Origin of the sequence: Isoptericola halotolerans (assembly GCF_045689585.1) — a bacterium.
In the GTDB taxonomy this organism is placed as follows: Bacteria; Actinomycetota; Actinomycetes; order Actinomycetales; family Cellulomonadaceae; genus Isoptericola; species Isoptericola halotolerans_B.
Genome location: NZ_CP140108.1, coordinates 1,908,930 through 1,927,563, shown reverse-complemented (window position 1 = coordinate 1,927,563; position 18,634 = coordinate 1,908,930). Strand labels below are relative to the sequence as shown.

Genomic DNA, 18,634 nt, shown 5'->3' with positions numbered 1-18,634 from the left:
TCGGTCTCAGCGACCGAGCTTCTGGAACTGCCGCACGGCGAGCACCGCGAAGACGGCGGTCACCACCGCCGGGAAGAGCACCGCCCCACCGATCGCGTGCCCCTCGATCCAGTAGGCCGCTTCGCCCGCGCCCACCCCCGGGGTGTGGAACAGCTCGCGGATGGCGCCCGCGGTCGACGACACGGGGTTCCAGGCCGCGACCGCCCCCAACCAGCCCGGCATCAGCTCGGGAGGCGTGAACACCGAGGAGATGAAGCCGACCGGGAACGCCACGGCGAAGAGCGAACCGGCCGCCTCGGTGTTCTTCACCCGCAGGCCCAGGTAGACGCCGACGAAGATCAACGCGAACCGCAGCCACAGGAGCAGCCCGAACGCGGCCAGCGTCTCGCCGAGGGTGCCGCCCGGCCGCCAGCCGATGACGAGCGCGATCACACCGATGGTCGCCAGGTCCAGCACCGCCTGCAGCAGGTCGGAGACCGCCCGGCCGGTGACCACGGCCGACGGGGACATCGGCATGGACCGGAACCGGTCCATGAACCCCTTCTCCTTGTTCTGCGCGACGGGGAAGGCCGTGTTCATGAAACCGAACGCCATGGTCATCGCGAACATGCCGGGCATCGCGTAGTCGATGTACCCGACGCCGGCGCCCATCCCCGTGACGTCCATGGCGCTGCCGAACACGTACACGAACATCAGCACCATCACCACCGGCATGCCGAGCTGCCAGGCGAAGGTGGACGGCTGGCGTGCCAGGTGCGTGAGCTCTTGCACGACGATCGTCCAGCAGTCCTTGGCCGCCCAGACGGTACGGGACAGCAGGGAGTCGTCGGAGGCCGGTGCGGCCGTGGTGGTGGCGGTCATCGTGCCTCCTGGGCGATCGGTGCGGGGCCCGCGACGGGCGTGCCGGTGAGCTGGAGGAACGCCTCGTCGAGGGTGGGACGACGCAGGCCGATGTCGGCCACGTCGAGGCGGCGGGCGCGGAGCTCGGCGGCGACGGCGGTCAGGGCGCCGACCCCGTCGGCCACCGGCACGCTGAGGACGCCGGCGACGTCGTCGACGTCGGGTTCCTTGCCGGCAACCTGGGTGACCAGCTCCCGGACGGCGTGCGCGTCGTCGACGGCGGAGACCGTCACCTCGAGCCGCTCGTCGCCGATGCGACGCTTGAGGCCGGCCGGGGTGTCCTCGACGAAGTTGCGGCCCTCGTGGATCACGGAGATCCGGTCGCAGAGCTGGTCCGCCTCGTCCAGGTAGTGGGTGGTCAGCAGCACGGTGGTGCCCTCCGCGGCGAGTCGTCGCACGACCTGCCAGACCTCGCGGCGACCGGCCGGGTCGAGGCCGGTGGTCGGCTCGTCCAGGAACAGCACCTGTGGGGACAGGATCATGCTGGCCGCGAGGTCGAGGCGGCGGCGCATGCCGCCGGAGAACTTCTTGGGCGCGCGGGCGGCGGCGTCCGCCAGCCCGAACTGCTCGAGGAGCTCGTCCGCACGCCGCCGGGCGCCGGCCTTGTCGAGCCGGAACAGCCGGCCGAACATCGTGAGGTTCTGGCGGGCTGTGAGCAGGTCGTCGACCGCCGGCTGCTGGCCGGTGAGACCGATGGAGCGGCGGACCTGTCGCGGTGCGGTGCGGACGTCGTGGCCGGACACCTCGGCGGTCCCCGTGTCGACCCGGGTGAGCGTGGTCAGGATCCGCACCGTGGTCGTCTTGCCGGCGCCGTTCGGGCCGAGGAGCCCGTGCACCGTACCGCGGGGGACGGCGAGGTCGACGCCGTCGAGGGCGAGCGTGTCCTTGAAACGTTTGGTGAGGCCGCTGGCACGGATCGCCAGCTCGCGGTCAGGTGGGCCCGACATACTGATCTCCTTATTGGGTACGCTGCACGCAACACACTACCGTACGGCGTACTCAGTACGCCAGTAGGATGGAGCGATGCGAGACCCCGAACTGCCTGAGGAATCCGCCGTCGAACCGCCCCCGCTCGGCGTCGCCCTCGCGGCGGCGTCGGCAGCCGAGCGCGAGGCAGCTGCTGGAGACGCCGCCGACGGCCGGAACGCGAACCACTCCTCAGCGCGCGACATGCTGCGCACCACGCTCGAACTGCTCTGGCACGGCTGGCAGGCCCCCGCGAAGGGGCCGCGCCCCCGGCTCACTCTCGACCAGATCGTCGACCAGGCCGTCACCATCGCCGACGCCGAGGGCCTCGACGCGCTGTCCATGCGCCGCATCGCCCGTGAGCTCCACGTCGGCACGATGTCGCTGTACCGGTACGTGCCCACCAAGGACGTGCTGCTCGACCTCATGCTCGACCGCGTGAGCGAGCCCTCGCCGGCGCAGAACGAGGCCGTCGACACCTCGTGGCAGGCCGTCCTGGAGACGGCCGCCCGGGAGGGCCGCGCGCTCTACCTGCGCCACTCCTGGCTCATCGAGGTCAACTGGACCCGGCCGATCATCGGACCCCGCAGCGCGCACTCCCTCGAGGTCCTCATCGCCGGACTCACCGACCTTCCCCTGACCGACCAGGAGAAGCTCATGGTGATCTCGCTGCTCGACGGCTACGTCATCGGCAGCGTGCGCCAGGAGCTGCTGTACGAGTCGGCCTCCGACGAGACCGGGCTCAGCGAGGGCGATTTCTGGAGCATCCAGCTGCCCTACCTGGAGCACGCGATGGCCTCCGGGGCCTACCCGGTCCTGGCGACCATGGACGAGAACTCCTTCGACGCCGGCTGGGACGAGACGTTCGACCTCGGCGTGCGGCTCTTCCTCGACGGGCTGGAGCGGGAGGTCGCACGCCGCGAACCGTCCGACGAGTCACACTGAGGGACGGAACAGCAGCACGGTCCACGGCGTTGCCATCCTGGACACCCCACCGGAAGGACCCGCATGCCCGACGGCCCCCTCATCGTCCAGAGCGACAAGTCGATCCTCCTGGAGGTCGAGCACCCGCAGTCCGGCGACGCCCGCCGCGCCATCGCGCCGTTCGCCGAGCTGGAGCGCGCCCCCGAGCACGTGCACACCTACCGCCTGACGAACCTCGGCCTGTGGAACGCGCGCGCCGCGGGCCACGACGCCGAGCAGGTCGTCGACACCCTCATGGCGTACTCGCGCTACCCGGTGCCGCACGCGCTGCTCGTCGACGTCGCCGAGACGATGGGGCGCTACGGGCGCCTCACCCTCGCCTCGCACCCCGTCCACGGGCTCGTGCTGGAGTCCACGGACGCCGCCGTGCTCGCCGAGGTGCTCAAGTCCAAGCGCACCGCCGGACTCGTGGGCGAGCGGATCGACACCACGACCGTGGCGGTGCACCCCTCCGAGCGCGGGAACCTCAAGCAGGCCCTGGTCAAGCTGGGCTGGCCGGCCGAGGACCTCGCCGGGTACGTCGACGGCGAGAAGCACGCCATCGCGCTGTCGCCCACGACGAAGCCCGTCTACCCGGGCGAGGACGCCGCCGAGTGGGAGCCGCGCCCGTACCAGGCGCAGGCCGTCGACGGCTTCTGGCACGGTGGCTCCGGCGTCGTCGTGCTGCCCTGCGGTGCCGGCAAGACGATCGTGGGTGCAGGAGCGATGGCGCGGTCCGGGACCACCACGCTCATCCTCGTCACCAACACGGTCAGCGCCCGGCAGTGGCGGGACGAGCTGATCCGGCGCACGTCGCTCACCGAGGACGAGATCGGAGAGTACTCGGGCTCCCGCAAGGAGATCCGCCCGGTCACCATCGCGACGTACCAGGTGCTGACGACCAAGCGGAAGGGCGTCTACACGCACCTGGAGCTGCTCGACGCCCGCGACTGGGGCCTGGTCGTGTACGACGAGGTGCACCTGCTGCCCGCGCCGATCTTCCGCATGACCGCCGACCTCCAGGCCCGTCGTCGGCTCGGCCTCACGGCGACGCTGGTGCGCGAGGACGGCCGCGAGGACGAGGTGTTCTCCCTCATCGGGCCCAAGCGTTACGACGCCCCGTGGAAGGACATCGAGGCGCAGGGCTACATCGCCCCGGCGGACTGCGTCGAGGTGCGCCTGACCCTGCCCGAGCACGAGCGGATGCTCTACGCGACGGCCGAGCCGGAGGACAAGTACCGGCTCGCGGCGTGCGCACCGGGCAAGAACCGGGTGGTCGAGCGGCTGGTCGCCCAGCACCCCGACGACCAGGTGCTGATCATCGGTCAGTACATCGACCAGCTCGAGGAGCTCGCCGGGCACCTCGACGCGCCGCTGATCACCGGCGCGACCACGGTCCGTGAGCGCCAGAAGCTGTTCGGCGCGTTCCGGTCGGGCGAGATCTCCCGGCTGGTGGTGTCCAAGGTGGCGAACTTCTCCATCGACCTCCCGGAGGCGTCCGTGGCGGTCCAGGTCTCGGGGTCGTTCGGGTCCCGCCAGGAGGAGGCGCAGCGGCTGGGGCGCGTGATGCGACCCAAGCAGGACGGTCGCACGGCGCACTTCTACGCCGTCGTCGCCCGGGACACCGTGGACCAGGACTTCGCCGCCCACCGCCAGCGGTTCCTGGCGGAGCAGGGGTACGCCTACCGCATCGTCGACGCGGAGGAGCTGGACGGAGCGAAGTGACGGCGACCAGGAGCCCGAGGCACCGGGCCGGCACGGAGCGCGGTCCGGCTTCGACCACAAGCTCCGAGGAGCTGGACGGAGCGAAGTGACCCTCTCGCTGTGGGTATGAAATCTCCCGTCGCGCGCGACGCGCGACGGGAGATTTAATACCCACAGCGCTGGCGGGGGTTCGAGGTGCGGGCATCCGGCATCCGTCCCACCGTGGTCGGGTGACGAGATTCGGATACACCCTGATGACCGAGCAGTCCGGCCCGCGGAGCCTCGTCGACTACGCGGTCCGGGCTGAGGACGCCGGCTTCGAGTTCGAGGTGATGAGCGACCACTACTTCCCGTGGCTCGACTCCCAGGGCCACTCGCCGTACGCGTGGAGCGTGCTGGGAGCCGTCGCCCACGCGACGGAGCACGTCGGGCTCATGTCCTACGTGACGTGCCCGACCCTGCGCTACCACCCCGCCGTCGTCGCCCAGAAGGCGGCCACGGTCGACCTGCTGTCGCAGGGACGCTTCATGCTCGGGCTCGGCGCGGGCGAGAACCTCAACGAGCACGTCGTGGGCGCCGGCTGGCCGGCCGTCGACGAGCGCCACGAGATGCTCTCCGAGGCGGTCCAGATCATCGCGGCGCTGTTCGAGGGCAACCTGCTCAGCTTCCGCGGCGACCACTTCCAGGTCGACTCGGCACGGCTGTGGGACGTGCCGGACGATCCCGTGGAGATCGGCGTCGCCGTCTCGGGCGAGCAGTCGGTGGGCACCTTCGCCAGCCTGGCGGACCACCTGATCTCCACCGAGCCGAAGCCCAGCCTGCTGCAGCAGTGGGACGCCGCGCGCTCGGACGCCGACCTGCCGGCGTCCCGCAAGATCGCGCAGATGCCGATCTCCTGGGACCCGGACCCCGACGCCGCCGTGGAGCGTGCGCACGAGCAGTTCCGCTGGTTCGGCCTCGGCTGGCCCGTGAACGCCAACCTCCCGACCACGGAGGCGTTCGACAGCGCCAGCGCGTTCGTGCGCCCGGAGGACGTCGCCGAGTCGATCCCGTGCGGTCCGGACCTCGACGCGATCGTCGAGTCGGCGTCGGCCTTCTGGGAGGCCGGCTACACGGACCTGGCGCTGCACCAGATCGGCGACGCCAAGCAGGAGGAGTTCCTCGGCACGGCCGCCGGGCCGCTGCTCGAGAAGCTGCGGGCCGCTGCGCCGGACGACGCGACCGCCTGAGACGCCGGTTTCCCGGGGGAACCGGGCGCCGACGCAATACGGTGCGAGCATGGCCGACGACGACGGCGCACCCTCGAGCCCGCCCGACGACACGGCGGACGGCGGTAGCCGCCCGGTGCTGCACGACTCCGCCCGGCCGCCACGCTGGGTGCCGCGGGTGCTGGTCATGGGCGCCGTCGCCGTCTTCGTCGCCGCGTGGGTGTGGCGGGCGCTCGGCCAGCTCACCACCCTGTTCGTCTACCTGCTGATCGCGTTCTTCGTCGCGCTCGCCCTCGAGCCGGTCGTCACGTGGCTGGTGCGCCACGGCTGGCGCCGGGGCGTCGCCGCCGCCACGGCGTTCTTCGGGTCGGTGATCGTGGCGGTCGCGGTGCTGGCACTGTTCGGCAACCTGTTCATCCAGCAGCTGATCCAGCTCGTCGGGGCGCTGCCGGAGCTGTACGCGTCGGTCAGCGAGAGCGTGCAGGCGGCCTTCGACGTCGACCTCCCCGCGTCCGACGACCTCCTCGCCCAGCTCCTGAGCACCCACGGCACGGACGTCGCGACCGGCACGCTCGCCGTCGGCACCACCGTGGTCGGCTTCGTGTTCGCCGGGCTGACGATCGGCCTGGTGACCTACTACCTGATGGCGGCCGGTCCGCAGTTCCGCGCCGCGGTGTGCCGGTGGCTGAGCCCGGGTCGGCAGACCGAGGTGCTTCGGCTGTGGGAGATCACGCAGGTGAAGGTGTCGGACTTCATCAGCTCACGCATCGTGCTCGCCGCGCTGTCGGCAGCCTTCACGGCGGTCTTCCTCGTGGTCCTCGGGACGCCCTATGCGCTGCCGTTGGCCCTGTTCACCGGCGTCGTCTCGCAGTTCATCCCGACGATCGGCACCTACATCGGCGGGGCGCTGCCGGTCGCCGTCGCGCTGACCTCGCAGGGGATGCCGCAGGCCGCCGCCGTGCTGGCGTTCGTCATCGCCTACCAGCAGCTCGAGAACCTGTACTTCTCCCCCAAGATCTCGGCGCGGGCGCTGGAGATGAACCCGGCGGTGAGCTTCGTCGTCGTGCTCGCGTTCGGTGCAGTGTTCGGGGCTCTCGGGGCGTTCCTGGCCCTGCCGATCGCCGCGACGATCCAGGCCGTGGCGAACACCTACCTCACCCGGCACGAGCTCGTCGACTCCGAGCTGCTGCGCGACCCGGAGCGTGCCCCGCCCCGGGAGTCGCGGCGGTCGCGCAACCTGCGTGCCGCCCGGGAGGCCGCCCGCACCGTCGACGCGCGCCGGGCGGACGGCGTCGAGTAGGCGCGGTGCCGGGGCCTCGCGTCGAACGTCACCCACCCCGGGATTGCGCCGTGCCTCCGCGCGCGGAACGATGCAGTCCGTGATCCCGTCTCCCCAGGCCGCGCGGCGACGCGCGGCCACGCTCGCCCGCCGGACGCTGCTGCTGGCCGCCGCGCTGCCGGTGGCGTTCACCCTCACCGTCGGCGTCTCGCACGCGCAGCCCCCGCTGACCGACCTGGACGGCGACGTCACCGACACCGCCGACGTGCTCAGCGAGGACGAGCTCGCCGAGGTGCAGGGCGCGCTCGACGAGCTCGCCGACGAGACGCCTTACCAGCTCTTCGTCGTGTACACCGACCGGTTCGACGGTGTGGACGGCCGCTCCTGGGCGGACGCGACGGCGACGAACGCCCAGCTCGGCTCCTCCGACCTGCTGCTGGCTGTCGCGACCGAGGACCGTCTCTACGGTCTGAGCTGGGACAACAACATCGACCTGACCGACGAGCAGCTCGACACGGTCCGCGACGCCACGGTCGACGCCCTGCGCGACGACGACTGGGCCGGCGCGACGGTCGCCGCGGTCGACGCGACCCTCGCCGTCACGGGGGCCGGTGACTCCGGCGGGGGCGACGACGACGCCACCTCTGGCGGGTTCTCCGTGCCCGCACCGGTGCTGGTGGGCGGGGCCGCCGTCGTCGTCGGCGGGGGTGTCTACCTGTGGGCCCGCTCCCGACGTGACAAGGAGCTGACCCGCCGGGGAGCCGCCGCGGCGGCGGCCCGCACCGGCGCGGGCGGACCCGACCCCGACCCGCTCGCGAACCTCACGACCCAGGAGCTGGCCCAGCGGGCGGGCAGCGCTCTCGTGAGCGTCGACGACGCGATCCGGACGTCGGAGCAGGAGCTCGGCTTCGCCCAGGCGGAGTTCGGGCTCGAGGCGACCCGGGAGTTCACCACCGCCCTGGAGCAGGCCCGCGCGGACGTCGCCGAGGCGTTCCGCCTCCGCCAGGAGCTCGAGCACGGCGTACCGGCCGGCGGGTCGCTCGGTGACGCGCCGCCGTCGGACGCCGCCCGGCAGCGCGCCGTGCTCGCGGACGTGGTCCGGCGCTGCGAGGCGGCGGCAGCGGCCCTGGACGCGCAGACCGACTCCTTCGACGACCTGCGCCGGCTGCAGTCCCGCGCCCCGCAGGTCCTCGACGAGGCGGAGCAGCGCGCGGGCGAGATCGAGGCCCGCCTGGAGGTGGCCCGCAGCACGCTCGCCGGGCTCACCGCCACCTATCCCGCCTCGGCACTGACCAGCGTGCGCGACAACCCGGACCAGGCGGCGGCACTCGTCGCGAACGCCCGCGAGGCGGTCACGGCCGGCCGCACCGCCGTGCAGAAGCGCAAGAAGGCGGTCGCGGTCGCCGACGCGCGCGCCGCGCAGAACGCACTGGGCCGGGCCGTGGCGCTGCTCGACGCCGTGGCGAGCGCCGGCGACGACCTTGCCTCCGCCGGGACGAACCTGGACAAGGGCATCGCCTCGATCACGCAGGACATCGTCGATGCCGAGCGGCTGGCAGCGCACGACCCCGCCGTGCAGCAGGCGGCGTCCGAGGCGCGGTCCGCCGCCGAGCAGGCACGCGGCGCCCGCGGCGGCGGCGACCCGCTGGCGGCCCTCGCCCGGCTGACCGAGGCCGAGGCGGCGCTCGACACGGCACTGGCGCCGGCCCGCCAGCAGGCGGAGTCCGACGCCCGTGCCCGCGCCCTGCTCCGGGACGTCCTGGGCCGAGTCGAGTCGCAGGTCCGCGCGACGCAGAGCTACGTCACGACCCGGCGCGGCGCCGTCGGACCCGACGCCCGCACGCGGCTGGCCGAGGCGGAGCGCCTCGCCGCCGACGCGCGCAGCCGGCAGACGACGGACCCGCACGGGGCGCTGGCGGCCGCGCAGCAGGCGGAGCGCTTCGTGCAGCAGGCCGCGCAGATGGCCCAGACGGACACCTCAGGGTGGGACATGCGCCACGGCGGCCCCGGCGGCTTCGCCGGGTCGGGCGGGCGGTCGACGAACGTGGGCGGCATGATCCTCGGAGGGATCGTCCTCGACTCGGTGCTGCGTGGCGGTTCCCGGCGCGGCCGGCGCGGTGGCGGGCTCGGAGGCTTCGGCGGCGGGTTCGGCGGGGGCTCGCGCGGCGGGTTCGGCGGGGGCTTCGGCGGCGGCGGTGGCCGGGGCGGCGCCGGGGGGCGCTTCTGATCGTCCGGCAGCGTCCGGCCCGGGAACTACCGGGCCCGCGCCGTCGTCCTCTTCACATCGGCAACACACCGGGTACAAGGCACCAGGAAGGCACGTCATGACGCAGAAGCAGAGCATCCTCGGGCGCATCAGCCAGCTCGCGAAGGCGAACCTCAACGCGCTGCTCGATCGCGCCGAGGACCCGCAGAAGATGCTGGACCAGCTCATCCGGGACTACACGAACAACATCGCCGAGGCCGAGCAGGCCATCGCCCAGACGATCGGCAATCTGCGCCTGGCCGAGCAGGACTACCAGGAGGACGTCCAGTCGGTGCGGGAGTGGGGCGGCAAGGCGCTGGCGGCCTCCCGCAAGGCCGACGAGCGGCGCGCCGCCGGTGACGCGGCCAACGCGGACCGGTTCGACGAGCTCGCCAAGGTCGCCCTGCGCAAGCAGCTCGACGCCGAGGGCGAGGTCCGGTCCGCGCAGCCGATGATCGAGCAGCAACAGGTCACCGTCGACAAGCTCAAGACCGGCCTGGCGCAGATGAAGGACAAGCTGGTCGAGCTGAAGTCCCGGCGCGACCAGCTCGTCGCGCGGCAGAAGGCCGCGGAGGCGCAGCAGACCGTCCACGGCGCGATCAGCTCGATCAACATCCTGGACCCCACCAGCGAGCTCAGCCGGTACGAGGAGATCGTGCGTCGCGAGGAGGCCCAGGCCATGGGCCAGGCCGAGATCGCGGCGTCGTCCCTGGACTCGCAGTTCGCGGAGCTGGAGGGCTCCATGGAGGACGTCGAGCTGGAGGCCCGCCTCGCCGCGCTGAAGTCCGGCGAGACCCCGGGCCAGATCGGCTCCTGACCCTCCTCCCCTCGGGCGCTGTGGGTGCACGACACGCCGTCGGACGCCATCCGGCGACGGCGTGTCGTGCACCCACAGCGCCGAGGAACAACAGCTCAGGCGGCCGCGGGTGCGGTCCGCTGCCCGACGGCGGCCCGCGCCTGGTCGAGGAACGCGGCGGCGAGCAGGTCGCCGGCCCGCGCCAGACCGTCGTCGTGCGCGGTGACCTGGGTGTGCACGACGGCGGTGTCGACGTCCGTCTCCCCCAGCGCCCAGCGCACGGCCAGCGACGGGCTCGCCTCCGGGTGGAACTGCACGCCGAGCGCCGACCCCCACCGGAACGCCTGGTACGGGTAGGTGTCCGACCAGGCGAGCCACTCCGCGCCCGCCGGCAGCTCGATGACCGCGTCGGAGTGCATGGACACCACGGGTGTGACGCAACCGGGCCGTTCGACGTCGTCGTCGCACGCCGCACCGGCGTCCCGCACCAGCGGGCCGAGGACCGGGTCGTGCAGCGCCGGGGCACGCCAGTGCACGTCCACGACGCCGGCCTCCCGACCGGGCGGGGCGGCGACCTGCACGGCCCCTCCCCCGGCGACGGCGAGGAGCTGGGCGCCCAGGCAGATGCCGAGCGTGGGCAGCCCGGCGCCCACCGCGCCGGCCAGCAGCGACCGGACCGCGGGCAGCCAGGGCGCCTCGTCGTCCGCGTAGGCATGCATCCGACCGCCGAGGACGACGAGCGCGTCCCCGCACTCGTCGAGGGCCGGGACGGGGTCGCCCGCGAACAGCCGCACGACGCGGGCGTCGTGGAACCGGCGCGCGAACCGGTCGAGGGGGACGTCGGAACCGTGCTGCAGGACGGTCACCCGCGGGTGGTCGAGCCTCGTGATGTCGGACACGGCCGCTGAGATTACTCCGCCGAGCGGCCCGGGTCCATGGGCGAGAGCGTCCCGGCCGCCGGACCGGCGTCGTCGCGCGTACCCTGGGCGCATGGTCTCCCCCTTCTCTGCGTCGACCGCCTCGCCTGCCCCGGTGCCGGCACCGGACCCGGTGTCGCCGGACGTGCCGAACGAGCCGCGCCGGACCACCTACCTGCTGGTGGACGGCGAGAACATCGATGCCACGCTCGGCATGAACGTGCTGAACCGCCGCCCGAACCCGGAGGAGCGGCCTCGGTGGGACCGGATCACGAAGTTCGCGAGCCGGGTGTGGGGATCCGACGTCGTCCCGCTGTTCTTCCTCAACGCGACCAGCGGCCAGATGCCGATGTCCTTCGTCCAGGCGCTGCTCGCGATGGGCTACCGGCCCATCCCCCTGGCGGCGAACGGCGACGAGAAGGTCGTCGACCTCGGTATCCAGCGCACCCTGGAGGCGATCGCCGGACGCGACGGCGACGTCCTCCTCGCCAGCCACGACGGCGACTTCCTCCCCCAGGTCGAGCGGCTGCTGGCCGACGACGGTCGGCGGGTCGGCCTGCTGGCCTTCCGCGAGTTCGTCAACGGCCAGCTGACGTCGCTCACCGACGAGGGGCTGGAGATCTTCGACCTGGAGGGTGACGTCGACGCGTTCACCAGCCCGCTGCCGCGCGTGCGGATCATCCCGATCGACGAGTTCGACCCGCTGCGCTTCCTCTGACGGTCAGGGGGTGGGGGCCTGCGTCGAGCGGCGCTCACCGGGGACGTCCGCCGTCCGCTGGGCGACGGAGATGCCCACCAGGCACGCCGCGCCGAACAGCGCGACGAGGACGAGTGCCACCCAGCTGAAACCGGTGAGGACCACCACCAGCACGGCGAGGCCGATCACCGTGACCCGCAGGACGTCGGCGTGCCGGGCGACCCCCTGCGCCAGCCGGCCGTCGCCGCCGGTCACGGTCCGCACCCACGGCCACCGTCCGGCCGCCCGCTCGAGCCAGTCCGGGCGGCCGAGCAGCACCCCGACGACGACGGCCACGGCGGCGATGATCCCGATCAGCCAGAAGATCTCGTGGAGGCCCCCCGAGACGGTGTCGAACAGCACCGCCGCGACCCGCTCACCGTCGGGCGTGCGCGCGGCGTCCACGAGGACGCCACGGAGCTGTGCCACCAGTGCGGCGGCGATCACCAGCCCCGCCACGACGCCGATGCCGAGCTGGGCGGTGCCGCGCCGGCGGTCGGGCGTGACCACGAGGGTCACGACGACCAGCAGCACCGTGAGCACGACCAGCAGCCAGACCGCGCGGTCCACGGTGGTGACGGAGCCCTGGACCATGTCGAACGCCTCGCGGTCGAGGAGTGTGATCTGGCCGAATCCCTCGGGCAGCCGCGCTCCCAGGGCCTCACCGAGCTGGGCCCGCGCCTCCGGCACCCGCTCCGCGAGGGCGTCGGGCAGCGTCACGTCGGGCAGCATGTCACCGACGCTCCCGAGAGCCTCCCGCAGCGCCTCGGCGATCAGCGGCGTCGTGTTCAGCACGACCGCCTCGTCCGTGAGGTACACGTTCGGGTAGTCGGCGACGTCGGCGCGCGCGATGCCGACGGCGGCGCGGTGCGCGCGCTCGACGAGCTGCGGCAGCCGCTCGTGGAACGCCTCGGACGTGACGAGCCGGTCGACCACGGTCTCCACCCGCGCCTCGAGCCGGTCGACGACCACCGGGGTGAGCGCCGCGAGGCTGGGACGGTCGATGCGGGTGCTCAGCGCCTCGAGCAGCGGCCCCGGTTCGGCGTCGAGGCGCTCGACGAGGGCGAGCGCCACGACCTCGTCGAGCTCGGTGAGCCGCGCCGAGACGCGGGTGTCGAGGTCCAGGGCCAGCAGGGTCTGCTCGGTCACGTTGTCCGCGAGCGCGTCGTAGAACGCCGGGTCGTCCAGCGCCGGCCCGACGGTGTCCATGAACTCGTCGGTGTCGAACACGGTGCGGTGCGCCCACACCGCCACCGACGACGCCACGACGAGCAGCGTGGTCACGACCACGAGGACCGCGGCGACCCATCGGCGCACGGTCGGGCTGCGCGACGGGGCGGGGGCGAGCACCGGTGCGGTCACACCACGCATACTGCGGGCTGCCGGAGCGGCACGCGACTCGTACGCCGCACGTCCAGGAAACCCTCAGGGATCCGGCGCACACTGGAGTCATGGCTGCCTCCACCGACACGCCCGAAGCCCGGCTCGTCGTCGTCGACGACGAACCGAACATCCGTGAGCTGCTCTCCACCTCCCTGCGCTTCGCCGGGTTCGAGGTGCACGCCGCCGCCGACGGCGGGAGCGCCCTGCAGCTCGTGCGCGACACGGAGCCGGACCTCGTGGTGCTCGACGTGATGCTGCCCGACATGGACGGCTTCACCGTGACCCGCCGCATGCGCGCCACCGGGCGGCACACGCCGGTGCTGTTCCTCACCGCCCGCGACGACACCCAGGACAAGATCCAGGGCCTGACCGTCGGCGGCGACGACTACGTCACCAAGCCGTTCAGCCTCGAGGAGGTCGTGGCCCGGATCCGCGCGGTGCTGCGCCGCACCGCGGGCGGAGAGCCCGACGACGACGCCGTCGTGCGCGTCGGCGACCTCGAGCTCGACGAGGACTCGCACGAGGTGCGCCGGTCCGGGGTCGAGGTCGACCTGTCCCCCACCGAGTTCAAGCTCCTGCGCTACCTCATGCTCAACGCCGGCCGGGTGCTGTCCAAGGCGCAGATCCTCGACCACGTGTGGCAGTACGACTGGGGCGGCGACGCGAACATCGTCGAGTCCTACATCTCCTACCTGCGGCGCAAGATCGACCACGTGGCCGTCACCGGCCCGGACGGCGAGGACGTCGAGCTGCCGCCGCTGATCCACACGAAGCGGGGCGTCGGCTACCTGCTGCGAGCCCCGCAGCGATGACCTCGGACCGCCCCGACAGCACCGAGCCGACGTTCGCCGCACCGGAGGTTCCCCGTGCGGCGAGCGGGGCGGCGGTACCGCCGTCGAGCACGGACGGCGCGACGCCGGGGGCCTCCGAGGGCGCGGCGCCCCCGCCCGGCGCGGGGGCCACCGCGGAGCCCGCGTCGCACGGGCCGCAAGGGTCGCTCGGAGGCTGGTTCGCCCGGGTGCCGCTGCGGGTGCGGCTCGTCGCGATCATCGTGCTGCTGCTGGGCGCGGGCATGATCATCGCCGGCCTCACGACCCGGACCGTCGTCTCGAACTACCTGGTCGACCAGCTCGACACGCAGCTCAAGCAGTCGGCCCAGGGCGTGGCCCGGATGACGGCCCTGAACCCGACGGAGAGCAGCCAGCACATCCCCAGCGACTACGCCGTGGCCCTGCACAACTGCAACGGCCTCTACGGCGGGCCCGAGGGCTGGAACGCGACGCTCGAGCGCTTCGGCGAGCCGAAGATCCCCGAGGAGTCGCTGACCACTGTGGTCGACCGTGGTCTCGAGCCCTTCACCGTCGACTCCGAGGGCGGCTCCGACCCGACGACGTGGCGGGTCGTGTCCATCCCCTGCAGCCAGACCCAGGACAGCCCCGTGGAGGGCGCCGCGTACGTCGCGCTGCCCATGGCCGCCGTCGACAAGACGACCGCCTACCTGTCGAGCTCCCTGCTCTGGTCGGGCCTCGGCATCGTCGTGCTGGGCGGCGCTCTGGCCTTCTGGCTCGTGCAGCACTCGTTGCGCCCGCTGCGCCGGATCGAGGCCACGGCGGCCGCGATCGCCGAGGGCGACCTGTCGCGCCGCGTCCCGGAGCAGCCGCCCTCGACCGAGGTGGGCTCCCTGTCCCGCTCGCTGAACGCGATGCTCGCCCAGATCGAGGTGGCCTTCGCCGCCCAGGAGGCCTCCGAGCAGCGGATGCGGCGTTTCGTCTCGGACGCGAGCCACGAGCTGCGCACCCCGCTGGCGACGGTCCGCGGCTACGGTGAGCTCTACCGGATGGGCGCCCTCGACACCGAGGACAAGGTGGACGACACGATGGTCCGCATCGAGGACTCCGCCCGCCGGATGGGTGCGCTGGTCAACGACCTGCTGGTGCTGGCCCGCCTGGACGAGGGCCGCCCGCTGCGGCACGACGTCGTCGATCTCGCGGACCTCGCCCGCGAGACCGCTCAGGACCTCCACGCCCTCGACCCGACCCGCACCGTCACGGTCACGGGGCTGCGTCCCGGCGAGGCGCCGCCGTCGACCCTGCGCACCATCGGGGACGCGGACCGGCTGCGGCAGGTGCTCACCAACCTGGTCGGCAACGTCGCGCGCCACACCCCGGCCGGGTCGCCGGCCGAGCTCGCCCTCGGGACCGCGGCGGGCGGCGTCGTCGTCGAGGTGCGCGACCACGGACCGGGCGTCCCGGCGGACCAGGCCGGGCGGATCTTCGAACGCTTCTACCGGGCCGACTCCTCGCGCAACCGGGAGTCCGGCGGGTCCGGGCTGGGCCTGGCGATCGTGGCGGCGATCCTCGGGGCGCACGGCGGCTCCGCGTCCGTGGCGCAGACGCCCGGCGGTGGACTGACCGTGCGGGTTCTCCTTCCGGGCGCCGACGGCTACGCTGCGTGACGGCCCTGTCAGCACGGGTCGGCGCACCGGACACGTTTGTCGGTCGGCGGTCGTAGGCTGGCAGGGAGACAGAGAACGATCTCCGAGCGAAGGTCTTGATAGCGATGGGCGTCCTCAGCGCCGGCGCGCCGCAGTGGTTTCTCTCGGCGTTCGTCCGCACCTGTCGAGGGGCGGGTGCCACGGGGTCCGAGGACTCGATCCGCGCGGTGGGTGAAGAGCTCATCGAGCGCTGGTCCGGGCCGGGCCGCCACTTCCACAACCTGCGTCACCTGGCCGCCGTCCTGCACCGGGTCGACGAGCTCGCGCACGAGACCCACGGGCCCGACCTCGTCCGGCTCGCCGCCTGGTACCACGGCGCCGTCTTCGACGCCGACCGCAAGGTCGCCTACGCGACGCGCGGCGGCGAGCAGACGACGCTCAGCGCCGAGCTCGCGCGCACCCAGCTCGTGGAGCTCGGGATCCCCGCCGAGTCGGCGGACCGCGTCGGGGAGCTCGTCGACACGCTCGCCCGGCACAAGGCGGCACCCGGCGACTTCGACTCCGCCGTCCTCAACGACGCCGACCTGGGCATGCTCGCCGCCGAGCCCCAGCGCTACAAGGAGTACGTGGCGGAGATCCGCGCCGAGTACGCCCACATCCCGCTGTCGGACTATCTCGACGCCCGGATCAACGTCCTGACCAAGCTGCTGGGCCGCCCGAAGCTCTACGTGAGCCCCCTCGGCGCGACGTGGGAGGAACCTGCTCGGCAGAACCTCGACGCCGAGCTGCACCGCCTGGTCAAGGAGCGCCGCAAGCTGGGTCAGGAGGCGACGGCCGGCCCGGCCCGGCGCTGACCCTCCGCACGTCCGGTCGTCCACAGGCTGTGGACGACGACGGCGCGGGACGCGCACCGCACCCTACCGTCGAGGCCAGCCCGGACCACCGGGACCCACGACGAAGGAGCAGCACGTGCGATACGAGGTCGACAGCGATCGGGTGGCGCAGGCGAGCGCCGCGGTGAACGGTTCCGTGGGCGCGATCCGCGCCGAGGTGGGCGCCATGATGCGGCACCTGCAGGATCTGCAGGCGAGCTGGCACGGGAGCGCGGCGACGTCCTTCGCGGGAGTCATGACGCAGTGGCAGTCGGCGCAGGCCCAGGTGGAGACGGCCCTCGACTCCGTGACGGCGGCGTTGCAGTCGGCGTCGACGACGTACGCGGAGGCCGAGAGCCAGGCAGCGCGCCTCTTCGCCCGCTGACCCCCGCTGCCGCTGTGGGTATGAAATCTCCAGGCCCCAGCGACGAGAGCTCATAGATTGCCTACCCACAGCGAAAGACGACGGTCGGTCGTCCCGGGAGCGAGGATCCCAGGACGACCGACCGACGTCGTGCATGGCGCGGGCTACCGCACCGAGCGGGCGTGGATCAGAAGCCCATGCCGCCCATGTCACCCATGCCGCCACCGTCGCCGGCCGAGGCACCGGCGGGCTCCGGCTTGTCGGCCACGACGGCCTCGGTGGTGAGGAACAGCGCGGCGATCGACGCGGCGTTCTGCAGCGCGGAGCGCGTGACCTTGACCGGGTCGTTGACGCCCGCGGCCAGCAGGTCCTCGTACTCGCCGGTCGCGGCGTTGAGGCCGTGACCCGGAGTGAGCTGACGGACCTTCTCCGCCACGACGCCGCCCTCGAGGCCGGCGTTGATGGCGATCTGCTTCAGCGGGGCCGAGATCGCGGCGTTGACGATCTGCGCACCGATCGCCTCGTCGGCCTCGAGCTCCAGCTTGGCGAACGCGGCGGCACCGGCCTGCAGGAGCGCGACGCCACCACCGGCGACGATGCCCTCCTCGACGGCGGCCTTCGCGTTGCGCACCGCGTCCTCGATGCGGTGCTTGCGCTCCTTGAGCTCCACCTCGGTGGCCGCACCGGCCTTGATGACGGCGACGCCGCCGGCCAGCTTGGCGAGGCGCTCCTGGAGCTTCTCGCGGTCGTAGTCCGAGTCCGACTTCTCGATCTCGGAACGGATCTGCTGCACGCGACCGGCGATGAGGTCGGCGTCGCCGGTGCCCTCGACGATCGTGGTCTCGTCCTTGGTGACGACGACCTTGCGGGCCTGACCGAGCTCCTCGAGCGTGGCGTTCTCCAGCTTGAGGCCGACGGTCTCGGTGATGACCTGACCGCCGGTGAGCACGGCGATGTCCTGCAGCATGGCCTTGCGGCGGTCGCCGAAGCCCGGGGCCTTGACGGCGACGGACTTGAAGGTGCCACGGATCTTGTTCAGCACCAGGGTCGCCAGGGCCTCGCCCTCGACGTCCTCGGCGATGATCAGCAGCGAGCGACCGGACTTCATGACCTGGTCGAGCAGCGGCAGCATGTCCTTGACGTTCGAGATCTTCGACTCGACGATCAGGACGTACGGGTCCTCGAGGACGGCCTCCTGGCGCTCCGGGTCCGTCTCGAAGTAACGCGCGAGGAAGCCCTTGTCGAAGCGCATGCCCTCGGTGAGCTCGAGCTCGAGGCCGAAGGTGTTCGACTCCTCGACGGTGATGACGCCTTCCTTGCCCACCTTGTCGAGGGCCTCGGCGATGAGCTCGCCGATGGCGAGGTCGCCGGCGGAGATCGCGGCCGTGGCGGCGATCTGCTCCTTGGTCTCGACCTCGACCGAGGCGTTGAGCAGCTGCTCGGTGACCGCCTCGACGGCCTTCTCGATGCCGCGCTTGACGGCGATCGGGTTCGCGCCGGCCGCGACGACGCGCAGGCCCTCGCGCACGAGCGCCTGGGCGAGCACGGTCGCGGTGGTGGTGCCGTCACCCGCGACGTCGTCGGTCTTCTTGGCGACCTCCTTGACGAGCTCGGCGCCGATCTTCTCGAACGCGTCCTCGAGCTCGATCTCCTTGGCGATGGAGACACCGTCGTTGGTGATCGTGGGGGCGCCCCACTTCTTGTCCAGGACGACGTTGCGGCCCTTAGGGCCGAGCGTGACCTTGACGGTGTCGGCGAGCTGGTTGAGCCCGCGCTCCATGCTCCGACGAGCTTCCTCGTCGAAGGCGATGATCTTGGCCATGGGGACTGATCCTCCGCTGTGGCTGGTGGATGGTCGGCCGGTGCC

Annotated in this window: 16 protein-coding genes; 11 read left to right on the top strand and 5 right to left on the bottom strand. The window is 72.5% G+C overall.

Features of this window, described 5'->3' with window-relative positions; all coding sequences use genetic code 11:
- Positions 1-6 precede the first annotated feature (6 nt).
- The gene (locus tag UQW22_RS09030; RefSeq protein ID WP_407320601.1) at positions 7-861 is read right to left on the bottom strand and encodes an ABC transporter permease; all 855 of its coding nucleotides are present in this window, start codon (positions 859-861) and stop codon (positions 7-9) included.
- Positions 858-1,847: an ATP-binding cassette domain-containing protein gene (locus UQW22_RS09025; RefSeq protein ID WP_407320599.1), complete on the bottom strand. Its 990-nt coding sequence runs from the start codon at positions 1,845-1,847 to the stop codon at positions 858-860. The genes UQW22_RS09030 and UQW22_RS09025 overlap by 4 nt, the downstream gene beginning before the upstream one ends.
- A 76-nt stretch (positions 1,848-1,923) precedes the next feature.
- Between UQW22_RS09025 and UQW22_RS09020 the strand changes: the two genes are divergently transcribed.
- The 6 genes from UQW22_RS09020 (at position 1,924) to UQW22_RS08995 (ending at position 10,082) form a co-directional block, all read left to right on the top strand.
- Positions 1,924-2,811: a TetR/AcrR family transcriptional regulator gene (locus UQW22_RS09020; protein WP_407320598.1), complete on the top strand. Its 888-nt coding sequence runs from the start codon at positions 1,924-1,926 to the stop codon at positions 2,809-2,811.
- A 63-nt stretch (positions 2,812-2,874) separates the two neighbouring features.
- A complete protein-coding gene (locus UQW22_RS09015) occupies positions 2,875-4,554 on the top strand; it encodes a DNA repair helicase XPB (protein ID WP_407320596.1) in 1,680 nt (559 codons plus the stop codon).
- A 209-nt stretch (positions 4,555-4,763) separates the two neighbouring features.
- Positions 4,764-5,762, top strand: a complete 999-nt coding sequence (locus tag UQW22_RS09010; protein ID WP_407320594.1) for a TIGR03557 family F420-dependent LLM class oxidoreductase — start codon at positions 4,764-4,766, stop codon at positions 5,760-5,762.
- A 49-nt stretch (positions 5,763-5,811) separates the two neighbouring features.
- Positions 5,812-7,041, top strand: a complete 1,230-nt coding sequence (locus tag UQW22_RS09005; RefSeq protein ID WP_407320593.1) for an AI-2E family transporter — start codon at positions 5,812-5,814, stop codon at positions 7,039-7,041.
- Between the two features lie 70 nt (positions 7,042-7,111).
- Positions 7,112-9,247 carry a TPM domain-containing protein gene (locus UQW22_RS09000; RefSeq protein WP_407320592.1) on the top strand — a complete coding sequence of 712 codons (2,136 nt, stop codon included), beginning with the start codon at positions 7,112-7,114 and terminating at the stop codon, positions 9,245-9,247.
- Positions 9,248-9,344: 97 nt separating this feature from the next.
- The gene (locus UQW22_RS08995; RefSeq protein ID WP_407320591.1) at positions 9,345-10,082 is read left to right on the top strand and encodes a PspA/IM30 family protein; all 738 of its coding nucleotides are present in this window, start codon (positions 9,345-9,347) and stop codon (positions 10,080-10,082) included.
- A gap of 95 nt (positions 10,083-10,177) precedes the next feature.
- Here the strand turns inward: UQW22_RS08995 and UQW22_RS08990 are convergent, their stop codons facing one another.
- On the bottom strand, positions 10,178-10,960 hold the full coding sequence (locus tag UQW22_RS08990; RefSeq protein ID WP_407320590.1) for a type 1 glutamine amidotransferase: 783 nt from the start codon (positions 10,958-10,960) through the stop codon (positions 10,178-10,180).
- Between the two features lie 91 nt (positions 10,961-11,051).
- On the opposite strand from UQW22_RS08990, the gene UQW22_RS08985 reads away from it, so the two are divergent.
- Positions 11,052-11,696, top strand: a complete 645-nt coding sequence (locus tag UQW22_RS08985) for an NYN domain-containing protein (protein ID WP_407320589.1) — start codon at positions 11,052-11,054, stop codon at positions 11,694-11,696.
- 3 nt (positions 11,697-11,699) lie between these two features.
- On the opposite strand, the gene UQW22_RS08980 is transcribed toward UQW22_RS08985, so the two are convergent.
- Positions 11,700-13,076, bottom strand: a complete 1,377-nt coding sequence (locus tag UQW22_RS08980; protein ID WP_407320587.1) for a hypothetical protein — start codon at positions 13,074-13,076, stop codon at positions 11,700-11,702.
- 89 nt (positions 13,077-13,165) lie between these two features.
- On the opposite strand from UQW22_RS08980, the gene UQW22_RS08975 reads away from it, so the two are divergent.
- The 4 genes from UQW22_RS08975 to UQW22_RS08960 all read left to right on the top strand — a co-directional run bounded on the left by UQW22_RS08975 (position 13,166) and on the right by UQW22_RS08960 (position 16,788).
- The gene (locus UQW22_RS08975) at positions 13,166-13,909 is read left to right on the top strand and encodes a response regulator transcription factor (RefSeq protein WP_407320585.1); all 744 of its coding nucleotides are present in this window, start codon (positions 13,166-13,168) and stop codon (positions 13,907-13,909) included.
- Positions 13,906-15,552, top strand: coding sequence for a sensor histidine kinase (locus tag UQW22_RS08970; RefSeq protein ID WP_407320584.1), 1,647 nt, complete (start codon positions 13,906-13,908; stop codon positions 15,550-15,552). Before UQW22_RS08975 ends, UQW22_RS08970 begins: the two co-directional genes overlap by 4 nt.
- Positions 15,553-15,656: 104 nt before the next feature.
- A complete protein-coding gene (locus UQW22_RS08965; protein WP_407320583.1) occupies positions 15,657-16,385 on the top strand; it encodes a hypothetical protein in 729 nt (242 codons plus the stop codon).
- A gap of 115 nt (positions 16,386-16,500) precedes the next feature.
- Positions 16,501-16,788: a WXG100 family type VII secretion target gene (locus tag UQW22_RS08960; protein ID WP_407320582.1), complete on the top strand. Its 288-nt coding sequence runs from the start codon at positions 16,501-16,503 to the stop codon at positions 16,786-16,788.
- A gap of 166 nt (positions 16,789-16,954) precedes the next feature.
- Here UQW22_RS08960 and groL read toward each other — a convergent pair whose 3' ends face one another.
- The gene (gene groL, locus UQW22_RS08955) at positions 16,955-18,589 is read right to left on the bottom strand and encodes a chaperonin GroEL (protein ID WP_407320581.1); all 1,635 of its coding nucleotides are present in this window, start codon (positions 18,587-18,589) and stop codon (positions 16,955-16,957) included.
- Positions 18,590-18,634: the final 45 nt, after the last annotated feature.

Excerpts from the sequence above, each read along its gene's own strand:
- UQW22_RS09030 (WP_407320601.1), bottom strand. The coding sequence starts at position 861 with ATGACCGCCACCACCACGGCCGCACCGGCCTCCGACGACTCCCTGCTG.
- UQW22_RS09025 (WP_407320599.1), bottom strand. The coding sequence starts at position 1,847 with ATGTCGGGCCCACCTGACCGCGAGCTGGCGATCCGTGCCAGCGGCCTC.
- UQW22_RS09020 (WP_407320598.1), top strand. The coding sequence starts at position 1,924 with ATGCGAGACCCCGAACTGCCTGAGGAATCCGCCGTCGAACCGCCCCCG.
- UQW22_RS09015 (WP_407320596.1), top strand. The coding sequence starts at position 2,875 with ATGCCCGACGGCCCCCTCATCGTCCAGAGCGACAAGTCGATCCTCCTG.
- UQW22_RS09005 (WP_407320593.1), top strand. The coding sequence starts at position 5,812 with ATGGCCGACGACGACGGCGCACCCTCGAGCCCGCCCGACGACACGGCG.
- UQW22_RS09000 (WP_407320592.1), top strand. The coding sequence starts at position 7,112 with ATGCAGTCCGTGATCCCGTCTCCCCAGGCCGCGCGGCGACGCGCGGCC.
- UQW22_RS08995 (WP_407320591.1), top strand. The coding sequence starts at position 9,345 with ATGACGCAGAAGCAGAGCATCCTCGGGCGCATCAGCCAGCTCGCGAAG.
- UQW22_RS08985 (WP_407320589.1), top strand. The coding sequence starts at position 11,052 with ATGGTCTCCCCCTTCTCTGCGTCGACCGCCTCGCCTGCCCCGGTGCCG.
- UQW22_RS08975 (WP_407320585.1), top strand. The coding sequence starts at position 13,166 with ATGGCTGCCTCCACCGACACGCCCGAAGCCCGGCTCGTCGTCGTCGAC.
- UQW22_RS08970 (WP_407320584.1), top strand. The coding sequence starts at position 13,906 with ATGACCTCGGACCGCCCCGACAGCACCGAGCCGACGTTCGCCGCACCG.
- UQW22_RS08965 (WP_407320583.1), top strand. The coding sequence starts at position 15,657 with ATGGGCGTCCTCAGCGCCGGCGCGCCGCAGTGGTTTCTCTCGGCGTTC.
- groL (WP_407320581.1), bottom strand. The coding sequence starts at position 18,589 with ATGGCCAAGATCATCGCCTTCGACGAGGAAGCTCGTCGGAGCATGGAG.